This window comes from Acinetobacter sp. ABJ-A23_2 (genome assembly GCF_044538765.1).
Lineage (GTDB): Bacteria > Pseudomonadota > Gammaproteobacteria > Pseudomonadales > Moraxellaceae > Acinetobacter > Acinetobacter nosocomialis_A.
In genome coordinates, this window is the sequence record NZ_JBIUCP010000015.1 from 51966 (window position 1) to 70836 (window position 18871).

Below are 18871 nucleotides of genomic sequence, written 5' to 3' on the forward strand. Positions count from 1 at the left end.
ACTCTCCTTTATGCTTCAACCATTGGAATACGGTCTTCTGAACGTTCAGCTTCAGTTAATGGGCGGATTTGACCACGTTCAGCTGTAAATTGAATGTGCGGATCAGCTTGTTCATTTGCTCCTGCATTGATATAAGTCTGGAAGCGTTTACGAACTTCTGGGTTTTCGACAGCTGTACGCCACTCGTCTTGATATGTACCAATAATGTGTTCCATACGGCGCTCAAGCTCGGCCGCTAAACCAAGAGAGTCATCAACGATCACAGATTTAAGGTAGTCTAGACCGCCTTCCATGTTGTCACGCCATACACTGGTACGTTGTAAACGGTCTGCCGTTTGAATGTAGAACATAAAGAAACGGTCGATATAACGAATAAGTGTTTCTTTATCGAGGTCAGATGCGAGTAATTCTGCATGACGCGGTTTCATACCACCGTTACCACACACATAAAGGTTCCAACCCTTTTCAGTGGCAATCACGCCTACATCTTTACCTTGCGCTTCCGCACACTCACGTGTACAGCCAGACACTGCCATTTTCAATTTATGCGGTGAACGCAAACCTTTGTAGCGGTTTTCAAGTTCAATCGCCAAACCAACCGAATTGTCTACTCCGTAACGACACCAAGTGCTACCCACACAAGATTTCACTGTACGCAACGACTTACCATAGGCATGACCAGACTCGAAGCCCGCAGCATTCAGCTCCTCCCAAATGAATGGAAGCTCATGAACTTGCGCTCCGAACATGTCAACACGTTGACCGCCAGTAATTTTGGTGTACAAGTTATATTTCTTCGCAATTTGACCAATCGCGATTAAACCATCTGGAGTCACCTCACCACCTGCCATACGCGGTACAACCGAGTAAGAACCGTCTTTTTGGATATTACCCAAATAGTAGTCATTACTGTCTTGTAAGCCTGCATGACTTGGCTTAAGTACGAAATCATTCCAGCAAGATGCCAAAATATTTGCTGCTGCCGGTTTACAAATATCACAACCTAAACCATGACCATGTTGATGAATCAAATCATCAAATGTCTTGATTTCATTGACACGAACCAAGTGATACAACTCTTGACGCGAGTAAGGAAAGTGTTCGCAAATGTGATTATTAACAGTCACACCTTGACGTTGTAACTCTGACTTCAATACTTGAGTCACTAATGGTGCACAACCACCACATGCTGTTGCTGCTTTGGTGCATTTCTTTAATGCACCTAAAGAGGTCGAACCATCACTAATTGCTTGGCAGATGTCCGCTTTTGATACGTTGTTACATGAACAGATTGTTGCGCTGTCTGGCAGCAAATCGACTCCGCTACCACCAGATTTTGCTGCTGATTGCTCAAAACCCGGCATGATTAAACTTTCAGGCACTTCCGGTAAAGCCAGACCATTTAACATCATTTGTAAAAGGTCGTTGTATTCTTTGGCATCGCCCACTAAAACCGCGCCAAGCAACTTGGTTTTGTCGGCATTTACAACAATCTTTTTATAAACCAGCGCATGTTCATCTGCATAGAAATAGCTTAATGCACCTGGGGTCATAGCATGTGCATCACCAACAGAAGCAACATCAACGCCCATCAACTTCAACTTGGTGCTCATGTCTGCGCCAGCGAAGCAGTGACACTCTTCATCTAAAATGTGTTTTGCTGCAATACGCGCCATGTCATAGCCCGGTGCAACCAAGCCATAAATTTTATTTTGCCAAAGCGCACATTCACCAATGGCATAAATGTTTTGATCCGATGTTTGGCAATAATCATTAATTACAATACCGCCACGCTCACCAATCGCAAGCCCACTGTTGCGCGCTAATTCATCCCGTGGGCGGATCCCCGCAGAGAATAAGATCACATCAGTTTCGAGTTCACTACCGTCGGCAAACTTCATCACATGAGTGGTATTTACCCCAGACTCAATAGACTGAGTCGCTTTTTGTGTATGGACTTTTACACCTAAATCTTCAATTTTACGGCGTAAAACCTTGCCCCCTAAGTCATCAATTTGAACTGCCATCAAACGTGGTGCAAACTCAACAACGTGTGTTTCTAAATCTAAATCACGTAATGCTTTGGCTGCCTCAAGTCCAAGTAAACCACCACCAATCACTACGCCTGTTTTTGCATTAAGACTCGCTGCACGAATCGCGTCTAGGTCTTCAATGGTACGGTAAACAAAGCAGTTCTCGCGGTCATTACCCGGAATTGGCGGAACAAATGCATATGAACCAGTCGCCAGCACCAACTTGTCATAGCTAATGACATCACCATGACTGGTTGTTACGGTTTGTGCAGTCGTATCAATCGCCACTGCTTTAGTATTTAAACGCAGGTCAATGCCATACGCATCGGCAAAATCAAAACGTGCTAAAGATAAATCTTTTGCCGATTTCCCAGAGAAGTATTCAGTCAAATGTACGCGGTCATAGGCGATACGAGGTTCTTCCGCGAGAATCGTGATTTCCAGTTCATCATCTGCTTTTTCTAAAATGGTTTCGATGAATTTGTGGCCCACCATACCATGACCAATCATTACCAATTTCATAGTGTTTCTCCTCAAATCACGTTGCTTTTAAGCTGCGTTATTCCGTTCTCAAATAGACATTGTTCTTTTGCTTTGTGCTCTATCGAGAAATGAATCAAGCCCACAAGGCGTATAGCTGCTTGAAACCAATTTTTTTCACTCGTTGACGACACCCAATGCACAGCAAAATCAAAAAAAGAAATAAAAAAAGCGAGCCCCCTCATAGAGAAGGCTCGCATCGCTGGAACTGAAAAATTAGTTAATTCAGATGTAACTTTTTTATGCAATAAAAATAAAGACATGACCTTCACTCCGACTGAACGTAACTTCTTTGTGTGCACGGTTGTACTCACAAAATCGATCAGAACGGACATCGTTGGCCGTCTTTAAACCTTATGGTCGTCTTCGACCTGTAATTAACTAAGCATTTTGCATGCCAATTGTTATAAAATTCGAAAATCAATTTTTTTATAATTATTTTCAATAAGATAGAATTTTCCTATCTTTCTTCCTCAAATAATAACCTATTCTCTTTGCACCAAAGCTCTACACTTAAATGGTTTAAATAAAAATAAGTCTTGTCACAAAATGAATCACTTTTTTGCACCAAGATTGATCAAACTAACTTTTTGGCCTCCTAGAATGTCAATTAATCCTAATTTTTGGTTTAATTTTGGATGGCACTAATCTTGCTTAAAACTTCCTAACAAAAAACGCGTCGAATTGGCGCATTTTCTTAGCCTGATTTTCTGAACTTATGCCAAAACTCAAAATAGCTCTTATCGATGATGATCATGCGCGAGCCGACTATATAAAAAATAGTCTGCTTGAAAATGAATTTGAAGTGGTGGCCTGCCTTACTTTGGACCACTTAAATATTTTTCGTCTTGAAGATTTACAAGCCGATGTCATCTTGCTCGATATGGATCATCCCCATCGAGATATTATTGAAAGTTGTGTCAGTAGTTATGACCTACCCACTGTCCTGTTCACCAAAAATTCAGATAAAGACACCATCAAACAAGCCATAGATGCAGGCGTGACCGCTTATATTGTAGATGGCATAGACCCTGCTCGCTTACATACCATTTTAGAGATCTCAATTGAGCAATATAAAAAACATAAAAAGCTCGAAGGTGACTTAAAAGAAGCCCAAACCAAACTGGCAGACCGTAAAGATGTTGAAAAGGCTAAAGTACTACTCATGCAACTGCATGGCTTACCTGAAGACACAGCTTTTCAGCTTCTCAGAAAAAATGCCATGAGCCACCGTATAACCATTGGGGAAATGGCACGGCGTTTACTTGACGCTCAAAAACTACTAAATGATCAACTAAAGGACGAATAAATGAGCACATTAGAAAAGACTCAATTGCAACTCGGCTATATTCCTTTACTTGATTGTCTTGCATTGCTTTGGGCAAAACAGCAAGGTTTTTTCGAAGAAGTCGGTTTAGATGTTACTTTAGTTAAAGAAGCATCATGGGCAAGTCTACGCGACCGTTTGGCTTTTGGGCTATTAGATGCCGCACATTGTTTATCAGCCATGCTGCCTGCAGCAGCCGTGGGTGCAGACCAAATTGGTATTGCACTACAAACCCCTCTCATTTTAAGTAAAAACCGTGCCTTTATAAGCTTAAGCCAGAAATTAACTCATCAACTGGCTATTAATAACAATGATGATGCACAAACTACCGCCCAAAAAGTGACGAGCTACATTAAAGAAGATAATGCTCTATCCTTAGCCCACGTATTTAAACATTCAATCCATCATTATTGTTTAAGAGAATGGCTTGCTTTGGCAGACTCTAGAATAGCTCAAACGCTCAAACTCAAAGCACTTCCGCCACCGTATATGGTCGAAGCTTTAGATAACCATGTGATTGATGGTTTTTGTGTAGGGGAACCGTGGAATACTCAAGGCGAACTTTTAGGCTTAAGTAAAATCGTATGCTCAAGTCAGGACATTATTCCCAATGTGGCAGATAAAGTTCTCGCGGTAACTCAAGAGTGGGCTGAACAACATCCTCAAACTTTAATTGCACTCACCACAGCAATTATGAAAGCTCAAAAGGAATTGAGTAATTTAAAAGATTTTGCACCTGTCTTAAAGTTGTTGGTCGATTTTGGAATTGTCCGCTTTCACTGTTCTGAAGAAGTACATGTCGATAAATACTATATGATTCAAAATATTGTAAAGCACTTGGTTAAAGAAAATGCTGCCCCACAACCTGAAGATTTCCATTGGCTATTTGAACAAATGCAAAAATGGGAGAAACTTCATTTATCCCCTGCTCAAATCATAGAACTGAGTGCTCAATGCATTAATCTCGATTGCTACAATCAAGCCAAGCTAAGAAATACTTAAATCATCATAAAAAAAAGCTGTCTTTTATAACAAAGACAGCTTGAAAGACCCATAAGACAAATGCGTTATACGCATTACTATATTTAAAGGACTCAACCCATCCATTAAATATAGCTCTTATGGTTTCGATCATAACTAATTAAAACTTATCATTTTCAGACATTTCCATATCAATAACTGATAATTCATTCCTTTTACAGCCTTTTCATAATTTCGACGAACAACCAGAACTCCCCTAGATATCTGTCCATAATTTTGTTAACTTGATTATGTTACAAATTCAAAATATGTATTTTGAGTTGATGAATTTGGGGGATGAAAGAATGAGAGAAATCTCACACCGCGAAGTTTATGCACTGGTTGATATCAATAATTGCTATGTCAGCTGCGAACGACTTTTCAACCCTAAACTCATTGATAAACCTGTAGTTGTTTTATCTAACAACGATGGCTGTGTGGTTTCACGTAGCGAAGAAGCAAAACTTTTAGGTATTAAGATGGGAGTACCGTGGTTTCAAATTGAGAAAGATGCTTTAGAAGCTGGTGTTGAAGTTTATTCAAGCAATTACACTTTATATGCCGAGATGTCCCGTCGTTTTTTTGCTGTCCTGGGACAATTTTTTTCTCCAGATGATATAGAAGCTTACTCTATAGATGAATGCTTTATCCATCTCACCCCTTACCTTCAATCTATCGATACCTCAGATTACTGCAGTGAGGTGAGAAAGACTCTCCTCCAATGGCTAGGTCTACCTTGTTGTATTGGAATTGGATATTCAAAAACACAAGCAAAACTAGCCAACCATTATGCTAAGAAAATTAAAAGTTTTAAGGGAATCTGTAATTTCATCACCCTAGATCCATTAATTATGGAAGATCTCATGCAACAGACATCGGTCAAAGAAGTCTGGGGAATTGGCTATCAATTAGTCAAACAACTACAAAGTTATGAAGTGTACTCTTGCCTAGACTTAACTTTTGCCAATGAACATCATATGGCAAAGGCATTTTCTGTGGTCATGGCACGCACTATTCGTGAGCTAAAAGGCCAATCATGTATTGAACTTGACGATCCTGCCATTCCAACTAAACGGATTTTAGCATCACGAAGTTTTGCTCAAGCTTTATCCAGCATTGAGATTATTAAACAAGCACTTATTTTTCATCTTAATCGAGCGCATCGCCGTTTAATGAAACAAGAACAACTTTGTGCCTGCATTCAGGTCATGCTTTATGAGAAAACAGATAGACCTCCTTATAAAAAAGCCACTTCTCAGGCCATTGGTCTTCACTATGCAACAGATGATTTATGCATACTAACAAAAGCAGCAATGCAGCAAATTGATGTTTTATATAAAGAAAATAAAAGTTATATAAAAATTGGAGTATTATTTTGTGGTCTACACGCGCGTCAACAACACATTGATGATTTATGGCAGCCTCTGGAACTTATTCATCAAAGACAACAATTGATGGAAACTTTGGGGACGGTCCGTAAGCGTTTTGGTAGTCATTATTTACAAGTGGGGTATCACTCGCGTAATCCATCTTGGCAAATGAAACAATGCCATCGCTCAAAAAACTATCTAACTCGCTGGAATGAAATGTTAACAATTGAAGATGCCCATACCGTCGTTACACAAAATACATGAACTGTTTTTGTCAATTCGGTTTAAAATAAGCTCCATTAAATTACTTGAAATTTTGTCATTTTTTAACATTGCTAATTCGTCGCAAAATTTACAATATATAAGCCGAATTTGGTGTACCCTTTCTGCGACAATTAAAAGAAATTATAAAAAAACTTGTAGAAACATATGCCATAATAAGCAAACTTTGCAGACATCTTGCAAAGATTATTTGCAACTTTAGAGCTGGAGCAATCTGAATGAGTTCGACCATTTTGGTAATTCATGGACCGAATTTGAATTTGCTGGGAAAACGCGAACCAGAAGTATATGGTCATCTTACCCTAGACAATATCAACCAACAACTTATTGCTCAAGCTAAACAAGCCTCTATTACACTAGATACTTTTCAAAGCAACTGGGAAGGTGCCATTGTTGACCGTATTCATCAGGCACAAACAGAAGGCGTAAAACTTATTATTATTAACCCTGCTGCTCTTACCCATACTTCAGTTGCTTTACGTGATGCCCTACTTGGCGTTGCCATTCCATTTATTGAAGTACATTTGTCAAATGTTCACGCACGTGAAGCGTTTAGACACCACTCTTATTTATCAGACAAAGCAATTGGCGTGATTTGTGGTCTAGGTGCAAAAGGTTATAGCTTTGCACTCGATTACGCCATTGAAAAAATTCAACCATCTAACCCAAACTAGTTCAGGAATAGTCGCCCATGGATATCCGCAAAATTAAAAAACTCATCGATTTAATGATTGAGTCTGACTTGCAAGCGATTGAAGTTAAAGAAGGTGATCAATCGATCGCTTTAACTCGTCGCAATCCTGTCGTTGCTGCGGCTGGTGTAGCACTTCCAGCAGCTCCTGTTGCTGAAGCACCTGCTGCAAAAACTCCACGCGGAGCAGTTGAAACCTCTCCTATGGTTGGTGTGTTCTATGCTGCTCCAAGCCCAGGCGAAGCACCATTTGTTAAAGTAGGTCAAACTGTATCTGCTGGTGAGACTTTGGGTATTATCGAAGCAATGAAAATCATGAACCCGATTGAAGCAACTCAAAGCGGCGTGATTGAAGAAATTTTAGTGAAAAACGGTGATGTGATCCAATTCGGTCAACCTTTATTCCGTTATCGCGCGTAATACCTCGGGGATAACTATGTTGCAAAAAGTTTTAATTGCAAACCGTGGTGAAATCGCTTTACGAATTACCCGGGCTTGCAAAACATTAGGAATCAAAACTGTCGGTATCTATTCAGATGCTGATAAAGATTTGATGCATTTACGTTTCGTTGATGAAGCAGTATGTATTGGTCCGGGTGCAAGTAGTGACAGCTATTTAAACATCCCAGCAATTATTACTGCTGCAGAAATTACTGGTGCTGATGCAATTCATCCAGGCTATGGCTTCCTTTCGGAAAATGCCGAGTTTGCTGAAATTGTAGAAAGCTCAGGCTTCACATTTATTGGCCCTCGCCCAGAACATATTCGTTTAATGGGTAACAAGGTTTCTGCAATTGTTGCAATGAAAAAAGCTGGTGTACCTACAGTACCTGGTTGTGACCATGCAGTAACCATCCACAACGCTTTAGCTGAAGCTAAAGAAATCGGCTTCCCACTTATTGTTAAAGCGGCAGCTGGTGGTGGTGGTCGTGGTATGCGTATTGTTGAACGCGTAGATACATTACTTGAGTCAGTTCAAGCAGCTCAACGTGATGCAGAAATGTGGTTCGGCGATGATACTGTATATATGGAACGCTTTTTACAAAAACCTCGCCATGTCGAAGTTCAAGTTTTAGGTGATGGTAATGGCCATGCGATTCATTTATATGATCGTGACTGTTCATTACAACGTCGTCACCAAAAAGTGTTAGAAGAAGCTCCTGCTCCAAATCTACCAGAACAAGCACGTGCTGATATTTTAGAAGCTTGTGTTCACGCATGTCAGCTCATGCAATACCGTGGTGCTGGTACATTCGAATTCTTATTCGAAGACGGTGAGTTCTTCTTCATCGAAATGAACACTCGTGTTCAGGTTGAACATCCTGTAACTGAAATGGTGACTGGTGTTGACATCATTGAGCAGCAATTACGTATTGCAGCTGGTTTAGGTTTAGAACTTCAACAAGAAGATATTGAAGTGCGTGGCCATGCTATTGAATGTCGTATCAATGCTGAAGATCCAACAACATTCTTACCTTCACCAGGTAAAATTGAAAGTTTCTATGCACCAGGCGGTGCTGGTATTCGTTTAGATTCTCATATCTATCCTGGATACAGCATTCCACCTTATTACGATTCAATGATTGCAAAATTGATTTCTCATGGTAAAGATCGTGAAACTTCGCTTGCTCGTATGCGTCAGGCGTTAGACGAAATGATCCTTACAGGAATTAAAACTAATATTCCTTTACATAAAGATCTTATCTTGCAAGATAAAAACTTCTGTGAACAGGCAATGGACATCCATTACCTTGAAAAACACTTGTTGAAAAAAGTGGAAGAAGAAAAGAAAGCTGAAACTGCATAATATGCAAATAAAAAAGCCTCTTACATAAGAGGCTTTTTTATATCCATTTCAAATTATGGCAACATGCGACGTAGTGTTGCAAAACATTGCTCACCTTTAGCAGTTGAACAGAAATTGATGGTATGGTCATTTTTCCATTGCACAAAATATTGGGAAACATCACCAGTCTGATCTTGCTGCTGACCAGAGCAATCGACTTTATTATTATCAAATTTAATTTGCATCACTAAAGCTGATAGCTGCTCTTTAGGGTCATCCGATGGCTGGTATTCATAAATACCATATGACCATTCTTCACCGCTTTTAATCACCACATCATTACTACTACGGAAGTTATAGTACTCTACACATTTCTTATTATTTGGAATCTCCATTCCCCACAATCCCATAATTTCAGGACGAGTAACAATACGTATAGCGTTAGGATTACTTGCAGTGCGAACAGGTTGTTCTGTTGGCTGTTGAGTCACTGTCTCAGCCATAGCAAAACCAGAAAAAGCCAATAATAATCCCATAATATAAATATTTTTCATAGATTTATTAATCATTAAACGCATGGGTTTAAGTTAGCACATTTTTTTAGAAAAACATTGCTTCATAACCATATAAAAACAATATTTTTCAACAGTAACGAACCGATACTTCTCTTCAAACAATTTTATCTTTAACTACCTATAGCTAACAATTTTAGTAATGTTCTCAATTAAGAAGCAGGTTTTTCAATTTGTTTAGGGAGCCAAAATACAAAGCACAACCCTAAAAGCACGACTAAAGCAGCGATCATAAAAATATGTTCACCAGTAAGAATTTTCCAATAATGTCCAGCCAAAATACTTCCAGATGCCACTCCAAGCCCCCACATGGTACTGTAGAAAGCTTGACCACGCCCTTGTTGCCCGATTGAAAAGTTTTGGAAAATAAGCCGCATTGCAATAAGGTGAAACAAGCCAAAACTAAAAGCATGTAAGCACTGTGCAAATAGCTGGCCTATAAAATAATGAGAAAAAACGGCAACCAATAACCAGCGTATACTTGTTAAAACTAAACATATGGCAACAAGACTTCGCCAAGAAAAATATTTAAAAAATGTGGCAGCAAATGCAAACATTACAATTTCAGCCATCACTCCCATTGCCCATAAAAAGCCAATTTCAGTCGTACTGTAATTTAAAGATTTTAAAAAATTGCTATAAAAGCTATAAAAAGGTGCATGTGAAAAAAGAAGAATAAATTCAATAGTAAAAAAAGCAGCAACTTCTGGACGCTTCAACACGGGTAATAAAGGCTCTAAATGCTTTTGCGAAGTGGGAGCTTCCTCGGGTTCACGAATCGTAAAAGCCCAAATAAATGCAAGTGAAGCAATAATAAGCAATAAAATAGGCAACATAGAAATTGGAATAATTTCTAAAATTGCACCTATGGTAAACACACCTACAATAAACCCAACCGATCCCCATTTTCGAATTTTGCCATACAGTTTTGCTCTTTGGTCACCCAACCAAAATAAGGTTACCCCTTCAAACTGAGCTAAAATTGCATTTTGGAAAAAGCTAAAAATAAGCATGAGTAAAGCGACAGATTGGAAGGTATTAGGAACTATAAATATAGCCAACCATATGCAAGCTTCCATCCAAGTTGCGAGCCGCACCAGAAGCATTCTTTTACCAGATTTATCTGCGATCCAACCCCAAACTAAAGGCGCAAAGAAACGTGTCACAATAGCAATAGATGATAAAACACCTATCTGCTGATAGTTAAACCCTTGGTCTTGAAGATATAAATTCCAGTACGGCATGAATGTGCCAACGATGGAATAGTAGAAAAAGTAAAATCCACCTAGTCTGGTTTGGATTGTAAGTGATGGGAACAAGTGATAAACCTTTGTATTTTCAATAGGCTGAAATTCTAAATGGTTGCATAGGTATATCTACGTTTACCCTCACTTGTAGTTCAACAGTCTACAAATTTAATTTCAAACATTTTGTAGACTGCTCATTAGTTAGACAAAATAGATACTACTTACTGGCCGTCGCAATTCTATCATTTACATAAAAAACTCATAGCGTTATTCGCTACTCATAATAGAAAATATGAAAATACAAGATTTTCATTTAATAAATATTGATTAAATCTTGTCTTAATTTTCATAAATAAGTGTTTGTCCATCTTCAGGGATCTGTACACGATGAATAGCATTCATTTCAATAGAAATTTGCTTTATCTCCTCCCGCTTTACTGGACAATGGTTTAAGGCTTCAAGATGATTAGCAATCACATGTTTAGGTGAAAGCTTTATAAATTCACGCACTTCTTCTGTCGACATAAGAATTGGTTGCCCTGCATCCATTTGCGCTTGTCCTGCAGCAACTACAGCAATATCAGGCTGAAAGTTAAGCAAGGCATTTTTAACATCATTGGTCAGTACGGTATCACCACTAATATATAAAGAAGGTTCATTTGGCAATTCTAAATAAAACCCACAACCATTCGCCATCAATTTACTAATCCAGCCATGACCATGACGCGCTGGTATGGCAACTAATCTTCCTCCCAAAAACTCGATTTCTTCCCAGTAATCAACACCACCCTGAACATTTATCCCATATTTAGATAAATACGACACATCATTTTGAAAGGAATAAACAGGAATTTGCTTTTGAACAAGAAAGTCCTCACCCTTTTGGTCTAAATGATCAGTATGTTGAAATGCTTTTATTCCAAAAGTTTGGCTATGGGTAATTAAACAATGGGTAACTTTGTTTAATAATTCTTGGGCATTCAAAGGTAAATCGACTAAAGGATTCTTTTCAGCCTTAAAGCGGATATATGAAAAAGCAGGAAGCGAACTTTTATCACCCAACATCGGATCAATTAAAATAAAATAAGGGCCAGTTTCAATAATAAAAGTTGCACTTCGCAAATGATGAATTTTCATAGCTATATAAATTATTTAATTATATAAAATGCAATTATAAACTATGAATTTAATAGAAATTTAATCATCTATAAATTATTTCTCATACTCACCCAAACAAAGGCTTAAGTTTGCCCCATAACCATAAATGAATATATTTTTCGACACTAATTCAATGTAGTCAAAATAGCCTACTTCTATCTTCTAATCTATTTATTTAAAAAAGCCTTTCTTACAATTGCTTAGATATACAAAACACCCTCATTCCTTAATTATTTTAAAATTTAAGAATAAAGTAGATATACTTCACACCAAAGTTTGTTTGATACTCATCAAAATGCCTCGTACCCCTAGCTTTTGGCGTAGTCTTTTCCGTCTTGTACATATTTATGCTGGTATTTTTATTGCCCCATTTATATTTATTGCAGCGTTTACAGGCCTTCTATATGCAATTACTCCTCAGATAGAACAATCTATCTATAAAGATACGTTGTATGTTCAGCCTTTAAATAAAGATACCTACCCACTAAGCCAACAGGTTGAAGTAGCAAAAAAAGCTATGCCTGCGTCTGCACAAATTACAGAAGTTAGGCCAGCACCAAGTTCTATACAAACAACACGAGTTATTTTTTCTGATAAAACTCATCATTTAAATAATGAAGCTGTTTTTGTAGACCCTTATACACTCTCTATAAAAGGTCAACTTGCTGTATATGGAACCAGTGGTGTGCTACCGTTTCGTACCTTCTTAGATCAATTGCATAGTAATTTATTACTTGGAAAATGGGGACGTTTTTATAGTGAACTTGCTGCAAGCTGGCTGGGCATTTTAACCCTAACGGGCCTATATAGTTGGTGGAAGCGTCGTCAAAACTTCAAAATCAGACAATCAAACAAAAATAGTTTATTAAAGTGGCATAGTTCTATCGGCTTGACCTTATTACCACTTTTATTGTTCATTGCGATTACGGGTCTTACATGGTCCCAATGGGCCGGTGATAATATTCGTATTGCTCGTCAATGGTTAGATTGGCAAACGCCAACATTAGCCACAACTTTAAATAATGCGCCATTACCAAAAATGTCTCATGATGAGCATAAAGAACATCATGACATGGTCATGGAAACTTCGAATATAGAAATCATGCCAACTGAATTTGACTCTGCATTAGCAATTGCTAGAGCAAATGGAATTCATTCAGCCCAAATACAAATCAAACCACCAGTTGATGCAAATCAGGCTTGGACTGTTACTGAACTACAGCGCAGATGGCCAACACAAGCAGATAGTGTGGCTATTGATATACACCAACAAAAAGTCATCGATAAATTAGCTTTTAAAGATTATTCATTATTTGCAAAGCTTACACGCTGGGGAGTCGATGCTCATATTGGCGTGTTATTCGGTTGGGTCAATCAGCTTATACTGGCTTTATATGCACTTGGGCTATGCGTCATGATTATTTATGCATATAAAGCTTGGTTTAAAACATCTAATTTAAAACTTACGACTAGCCATTTTGTTAGCCAAACTTTATTGGTATGGAAGCGTGCAAGCGATCAACAAAAAATAATCACAGCACTTACACTTATTATTTTAGGAGTGAGTTTGCCCATTTTGGGATTCAGCTTATTGATCACACTCTTTATATTGCTAATACGAAAACAAAGCTCTCTAAAACCAACTAAAAACCCATGATACTTGCCAACTCACTCTTACTTTAAATAAATAGTGAGTTGGCAAATAATTAATAAGTCACTGTAACAACTATGCTATCGGAATAGTTACCAGGCGTACTTGAAATAGCGGTTCCTTGCGGAATTTTTCCATATACATTTGAAATTTGACTAGTGCCAGATCCTGTCTTTGATACTCCTCCAGAACCACCCACCGCTGTTATGCCACCTGTAGCATCCCACACTGTGCTATAAGCAGAATCTTTGTATAACTGATAAGGAATATATTGACTGCTTCCATTAGTCATACGTCTAAATCCACCGCTTATACGATTATTACCGTCCCCCAAATAAATGCTATAAGGTGTTCCATTGTTGCAAGTTGCATTAATCGCACCTTGAGCCATGTAGTCACGGCTAGTCGTACCAATATCACTAATATTGCCAAAATCGACATTTGATGTGGAATCTAACTGACAGAAACTTGGTACTACATAGTTAGCTGTAATCGTCATATTACCCGAGTCCCAGCCACCGCCACTATCACCCTCACATACACTGCTCGAATTTGCTTGCATGTCCCAAAATACTTGAACGGAACCAATATAAGTCCCTACCGGATAGGCTGTTAAAGAGCCCGATCTTGCTGGAACTTTAATACTTACTGAGTAACTAAAAATATTATTTGGTGCCACCGTAGTAACAGGACCATACCAAAAGTTTGAAGTTTGATTTGCAGTAGAAGAACCTGCTCCACCTACAGTCGCAATAACCGTATAAGGTAATGAAACATTACTATTTGAAGTAGTTGCTCCAGTAAATACTGTCTTCATGCACATATATCTTGATATTTGAGCAGTACTCCCAACGTTCGTACACCGAATAGTTCCAGTATAAGTAATGGTAGCATCACTATTAATCGTTGCTGCTGTATAATTATAAGTACTATTTGTGGTTCCAGTTACCGCGCAGGCAGCATGTGCTGAACAAAAAAATGCATAAAGCACAAATAACAGTAAACTAGCTAAAACATACTTTAAAGCAGATGAAAACTTTTTGGCTAGCATGCAGGAACTATGACTTACAATACTTATTGACATACATAAGGCCCCAATTTTTTAGCACTGTATTGCTGACTTTCGTAAGTGAAATTAACTTGACATGAACCATGATCAAGAAGGTCTATTTCAAGTTTATTTTGCTTTAATAGGTTTGGAACAAAGACCTCACCATCATAGCCCACTACGGTATCTTGTTGCCCATTAATTCGGACGCTATAACCCGGTAATAATGGCGAGTTATTTTTATCTACAACTTTGACTAATCCTGAAACAACTCGATGAGCACCAAAGTCAACTAAAGTTCCTTGGCGATAGGCCACAAGTGCTGTTCGGTTGGTCGTTGTCACATCCCATTCCAATGGTAAATAAGATGGATCTAGATAGATATGATGGGATTGATACGGTCTTAAGTTCGCGATTAAGAATCTTCCAGACTTATCAGTCTCTCCTAAATTTACCCCACCATTGATAATCTGGCTTTGCGGTCCGGCATTGGTAACAACAGCATAACCATCTCCAATTTCATTGGCCGCAAAAATACGTCCTGCCGCTGCAACAAGTGATCCTGTTGCTGAAAGTGCAACTTGGTCATTGTCTCCAATTCGGTTATAACGACCTGTTAGGTATGCAGCCCGTGCGCGATAAGAGCCATAGATCGATACATTGTTAGTATGTGCATCTTGATCCCGCTCAACATAACCACCCCATCCAAATGAACCAATCTGTGGATCGGTAAATCCATTTATTTCTTGTCTGTGGGTCGTTTTACCGCTGTCATTAGAGAAACTTGTAATCGCATTCACTCTGGTAGATGGCGTATAGCGAAGCGCAAAGTAAATGCCATAGTCCTTATGGTTTTCATAATCTTTATAAGCTGAACTATAAAAGCCCCAGTTCTTGTTCAAACTTCCACTTAAGTTGGCAGATAGCAACTTATAGGAGTTATCACTGTACTTGATCTGGTTATAACCAACATAAACACCATAGCCTGTATAAAAGTTATAGTTAATCCCTGCCCTAAATATTTCATCTGCTAGTGCACTGTAGCTCAAATAATTTTGTGGCTCAGAAGTAATCTGGTTTTCTTTTAAATATCGAATTTGAGACACACGGGCCAAGTCAAAATAGTTATCAAATACTTTACGGTAACTGGTATTAAACGAAATATTCTTACTAATACGCCCTTCTAAACCAAGCAAGGCAGAATAGCCGTTCTCATCCTTATACTGGCTTGCTGCAATGTCGGCATTAATCACTCCAACACCAAAAACATTCTTGGCAAAGCCTGTTCCCACGTTGGAAAGACCATCTGTGGAAGTCTCTGCACCACCGCTTAAGGTGAGTGAATTACTATAACCATATCGAATCGCACCCGATGCAAAGGTGGCATCATCATAATCGTTTGAGTAAAGCCCATAGTTGTAGCGTGGAACCCCAACATCCACTGAAAACTCATTTATACCTTTTGCCAGAATCTTCGATGAAAAATAGTAAGGTTTTTTAGTAATAGTTTGCTGACCTGTCGCATCGGTGGTCACCAGCGTGACTTCATTTCCTGAAATAAACGGCAGCTGTTTAATATCAAAAGGGCCTGAAGGAACAAGGCCTGAATAAATCTTTTGCTGGTTAACGTATAAGTCTAGTGTTGAAGGCAGTGCCGCTGAACCAGAAAACTGCGGTAATGCCGAGGTAACAATATCACCACGCTGGGTATAGGCACTCGACCACTGCAAACCGGCAAGACGTACACTACTGCCCCAGTCAGAGCTATTGGAAATAAAGTCACCTAGAGTGTAGATCCTGACTTTTTCAGGGTCTACATATTGCCACTTAGTTTCCAGTCGTACCCATTTTTCATGGCTATAACTATTTTCATTACTACCGTTGTATAAAACACCTGATGAAAAATTACCGATGGCACTGTTAAAAATCCCTTCAGCCGAACCAGAAAAAATACTCTCATCATTAGTAATGGTGTGATACAGGCTGTAGTTCAGAAGTGCAGCATTTAAGGGTTTCATTTTTAGCAGACTAGAGCTAGTGATCTGTTGACCAGTTAAGTCAACTGAGTAGTCCGTTAACATGCTTGAAGGAACTTGTAAGTTTAGAGACTGCTCATTTTCCAGATACTTAAACTGGATTCCTTTAAGTTCATTAATACACACCCATTGGCTATCAGGGACATGCTCATCCATTTTTAGCCTTAAAACTTTTAAGTCACGAGCGCGAACATATAACTTTTTATCTTGATTCTGACGTACCGAGATTAAGTCCGTAGAAGTATTTGAGTTAACAGAAATATTTAAAAATAGCTGTACATATCCTTTATCAGAACTAGAACCCTGATAAGAAGAATTTGCAACTTCCGGAATGCTTGGTAAAGCTGCATTGGTGCTATCTTGCAATGATTCAGCAAAAGCATGAACCGGCAAGTACATAACACATAAAGCACTTACGAGATATTTCATATGTGCCTCTTTATAGAGATGCTTGCTTACCGTTAATATTCAGTGAAATATTATATTTATGACTAGCTTGGAATTTAAAATCTGGGCTAATGTTATAGTTTCTTGATTTTCCGGAAAGAATATAACCATTTACAGTATTTACTTTAATCGGATAACTTTTATTTGCAGTCGTATCGACAAGTATTAAATTATTTAAAAGTGCATGGCGATTGCCAACATTACTTATCGTAAGGTAAGCATTATCTTGTTCTTGTTGTATAGACCAATTCAGTTTCGTAATTGCATCTTTATTGACTACAAACACAGGCAATGATGAGCGAAGCAATACATTTACACCTTGAGACGCTTTGCGGCTATCAATAGGCTTTGGTAATTCATCAATAATAATACGATAGGTTTTTTCACCAGAAATAGGCTCTGGCTTAATTCTCACTACCCGTAAATTATAAGAGTCATTCGGTTGTAATTTTAAAAAAGGTGGGCTAATTGCAATATCATCTGTAGGTATTAATTGATCTTGCCCGGCATTTTGAGTCCATTCAAATATACGCACTTGTAAATCAGCACTTTCATTTGACTGATTATACAAACTAATTGAGGATGCTGTTTGTTCACTCAATATTTCCACGTTTACGGGAGAAAGACGTATTGAGGCAGCATTTAGCATACTAGGCAAAAATAATAATAAACTTGTAACAACAAAGATATTTTTTCTCATAACTTGCCCAGAACAACTTTTCTCAAATTAAGCTAGCTCTTTCAAACAAGAGCTAGCGACAACAGCGAATTGAACTTATTTTTAAATTAATAAGTTACAGTCACAGTTACTGTGTCAACATAACTACCTGCACTCGGTAAAACTGAACCAGCAGGAATACGACCGTATACGTTCACTGTTTGTACCGCACCCGTACCTGTACCGCTGTATGCTGTTGTTGAAATACCGATTGCTGTTGCACGGTTAGTGTCAGAGAAAAGGTTATAAGGAATATATTCGTTACTTGTTGCACCGCCAATCATACGGCGTTGAGTAGTTTGAGCATTTTTGCCTGCATCAAAAGCCAAAGTCCATGGCACAGTGTTGTTACATAGAACTTTAATTGCAGTACCACCTGTAGTAGTCGTGTCTGCATCTACGTTGCTAGCAAGAGAACTTAAAGTACCAAAATCTAAAACTGCATTAGCAGTTGTACCTGTAGCTGAAGTATTGAGTACACAACTATTTGTAATTGTAGCCTTAACAGTTAATGTACCAGTAGCCGTTGCAGCATTTGCGGCATTGATAGACATTAAACCCATAGCAATTGCTGATAAACCGATGAGAGATTTTTTCATGATTGAAAACCTTTTTACATTACGCCAATAAGAATTAATAGATGTAAAAACTAGCCTTCCCCAATCCAATCACTAGCTTTTTCGACTGTTTTTTCAAAGCGTCATTTTTTTACTCTACTGTCCGCGCATCATACAAAAAAACAACAAAAATACTGATATTAATTTCATTTTAAATATCTATTAACAATTCAAAATTCGATGGATTTCTCAATTATGTGTTTTTGTATGGTCTATACCACTTTTTATAGAAATTTCCGGTAATTTTAATCACTTTTTTATTAGATTTAATAAAAAATGATAAAATTTCATTAGTTAAATTTTACCATCATTTTTTATAGTTTATCAT

At 38.3% G+C, this 18871-nt stretch carries 16 protein-coding genes and 1 pseudogene; 7 read left to right on the forward strand and 10 right to left on the reverse strand.

Going from position 1 to position 18871, the window contains the following annotated elements:
- Positions 1 to 8 precede the first annotated feature (8 nt).
- Positions 9 to 2555 (reverse strand): nitrite reductase large subunit NirB, encoded by a 2547-nt coding sequence (gene nirB / locus ACH63V_RS07400; protein ID WP_396463129.1) that lies wholly within the window; start codon positions 2553 to 2555, stop codon positions 9 to 11.
- Positions 2556 to 2566: 11 nt separating this feature from the next.
- Positions 2567 to 2836 carry a hypothetical protein gene (locus ACH63V_RS07405; protein WP_396463130.1) on the reverse strand — a complete coding sequence of 90 codons (270 nt, stop codon included), beginning with the start codon at positions 2834 to 2836 and terminating at the stop codon, positions 2567 to 2569.
- 455 nt (positions 2837 to 3291) lie between these two features.
- Here ACH63V_RS07405 and ACH63V_RS07410 point away from each other — a divergent pair, with 455 nt between their 5' ends.
- The gene (locus ACH63V_RS07410; protein WP_263613921.1) at positions 3292 to 3882 is read left to right on the forward strand and encodes an ANTAR domain-containing response regulator; all 591 of its coding nucleotides are present in this window, start codon (positions 3292 to 3294) and stop codon (positions 3880 to 3882) included.
- A complete protein-coding gene (locus ACH63V_RS07415; RefSeq protein WP_396463131.1) occupies positions 3883 to 4902 on the forward strand; it encodes an ABC transporter substrate-binding protein in 1020 nt (339 codons plus the stop codon).
- 4 nt (positions 4903 to 4906) lie between these two features.
- Here ACH63V_RS07415 and ACH63V_RS07420 read toward each other — a convergent pair.
- Positions 4907 to 5007: pseudogene (locus ACH63V_RS07420) on the reverse strand (hypothetical protein).
- Between the two features lie 218 nt (positions 5008 to 5225).
- On the opposite strand from ACH63V_RS07420, the gene ACH63V_RS07425 reads away from it, so the two are divergent.
- The 4 genes from ACH63V_RS07425 (at position 5226) to accC (ending at position 9070) form a co-directional block, all read left to right on the forward strand.
- Positions 5226 to 6554 carry a Y-family DNA polymerase gene (locus ACH63V_RS07425; RefSeq protein WP_263613923.1) on the forward strand — a complete coding sequence of 443 codons (1329 nt, stop codon included), beginning with the start codon at positions 5226 to 5228 and terminating at the stop codon, positions 6552 to 6554.
- A gap of 236 nt (positions 6555 to 6790) precedes the next feature.
- On the forward strand, positions 6791 to 7246 hold the full coding sequence (gene aroQ, locus ACH63V_RS07430; RefSeq protein WP_004701126.1) for a type II 3-dehydroquinate dehydratase: 456 nt from the start codon (positions 6791 to 6793) through the stop codon (positions 7244 to 7246).
- A 17-nt stretch (positions 7247 to 7263) separates the two neighbouring features.
- Positions 7264 to 7683, forward strand: coding sequence for an acetyl-CoA carboxylase biotin carboxyl carrier protein (accB, locus tag ACH63V_RS07435; protein WP_263613924.1), 420 nt, complete (start codon positions 7264 to 7266; stop codon positions 7681 to 7683).
- A gap of 16 nt (positions 7684 to 7699) precedes the next feature.
- Entirely contained in the window at positions 7700 to 9070 is a 1371-nt protein-coding gene (gene accC / locus ACH63V_RS07440; RefSeq protein WP_263613925.1) for an acetyl-CoA carboxylase biotin carboxylase subunit, read from the forward strand.
- Positions 9071 to 9123: 53 nt separating this feature from the next.
- On the opposite strand, the gene ACH63V_RS07445 is transcribed toward accC, so the two are convergent.
- From ACH63V_RS07445 to ACH63V_RS07455, 3 genes are all read right to left on the reverse strand, one after another.
- The gene (locus ACH63V_RS07445; protein ID WP_263613926.1) at positions 9124 to 9627 is read right to left on the reverse strand and encodes a hypothetical protein; all 504 of its coding nucleotides are present in this window, start codon (positions 9625 to 9627) and stop codon (positions 9124 to 9126) included.
- A 146-nt stretch (positions 9628 to 9773) separates the two neighbouring features.
- Complete coding sequence (locus tag ACH63V_RS07450; protein WP_396463132.1) at positions 9774 to 10940, reverse strand: MFS transporter; 1167 nt, start codon at positions 10938 to 10940, stop codon at positions 9774 to 9776.
- A gap of 267 nt (positions 10941 to 11207) precedes the next feature.
- On the reverse strand, positions 11208 to 12005 hold the full coding sequence (locus tag ACH63V_RS07455) for an MBL fold metallo-hydrolase (protein ID WP_284084615.1): 798 nt from the start codon (positions 12003 to 12005) through the stop codon (positions 11208 to 11210).
- A gap of 316 nt (positions 12006 to 12321) precedes the next feature.
- Here ACH63V_RS07455 and ACH63V_RS07460 point away from each other — a divergent pair, with 316 nt between their 5' ends.
- Positions 12322 to 13683: a PepSY-associated TM helix domain-containing protein gene (locus tag ACH63V_RS07460; protein ID WP_396463133.1), complete on the forward strand. Its 1362-nt coding sequence runs from the start codon at positions 12322 to 12324 to the stop codon at positions 13681 to 13683.
- A gap of 49 nt (positions 13684 to 13732) precedes the next feature.
- Here ACH63V_RS07460 and ACH63V_RS07465 read toward each other — a convergent pair whose 3' ends face one another.
- From ACH63V_RS07465 to ACH63V_RS07480, 4 genes are all read right to left on the reverse strand, one after another.
- Positions 13733 to 14761 carry a spore coat U domain-containing protein gene (locus ACH63V_RS07465; protein WP_396463134.1) on the reverse strand — a complete coding sequence of 343 codons (1029 nt, stop codon included), beginning with the start codon at positions 14759 to 14761 and terminating at the stop codon, positions 13733 to 13735.
- On the reverse strand, positions 14752 to 17160 hold the full coding sequence (locus ACH63V_RS07470; RefSeq protein WP_396463136.1) for a fimbria/pilus outer membrane usher protein: 2409 nt from the start codon (positions 17158 to 17160) through the stop codon (positions 14752 to 14754). The genes ACH63V_RS07465 and ACH63V_RS07470 overlap by 10 nt, the downstream gene beginning before the upstream one ends.
- A gap of 40 nt (positions 17161 to 17200) precedes the next feature.
- Positions 17201 to 17908 carry a molecular chaperone gene (locus ACH63V_RS07475; RefSeq protein ID WP_396463135.1) on the reverse strand — a complete coding sequence of 236 codons (708 nt, stop codon included), beginning with the start codon at positions 17906 to 17908 and terminating at the stop codon, positions 17201 to 17203.
- Positions 17909 to 17994: 86 nt separating this feature from the next.
- Positions 17995 to 18525: a spore coat U domain-containing protein gene (locus ACH63V_RS07480; RefSeq protein WP_275290118.1), complete on the reverse strand. Its 531-nt coding sequence runs from the start codon at positions 18523 to 18525 to the stop codon at positions 17995 to 17997.
- Between the last annotated feature and the right edge of the window lie 346 nt (positions 18526 to 18871).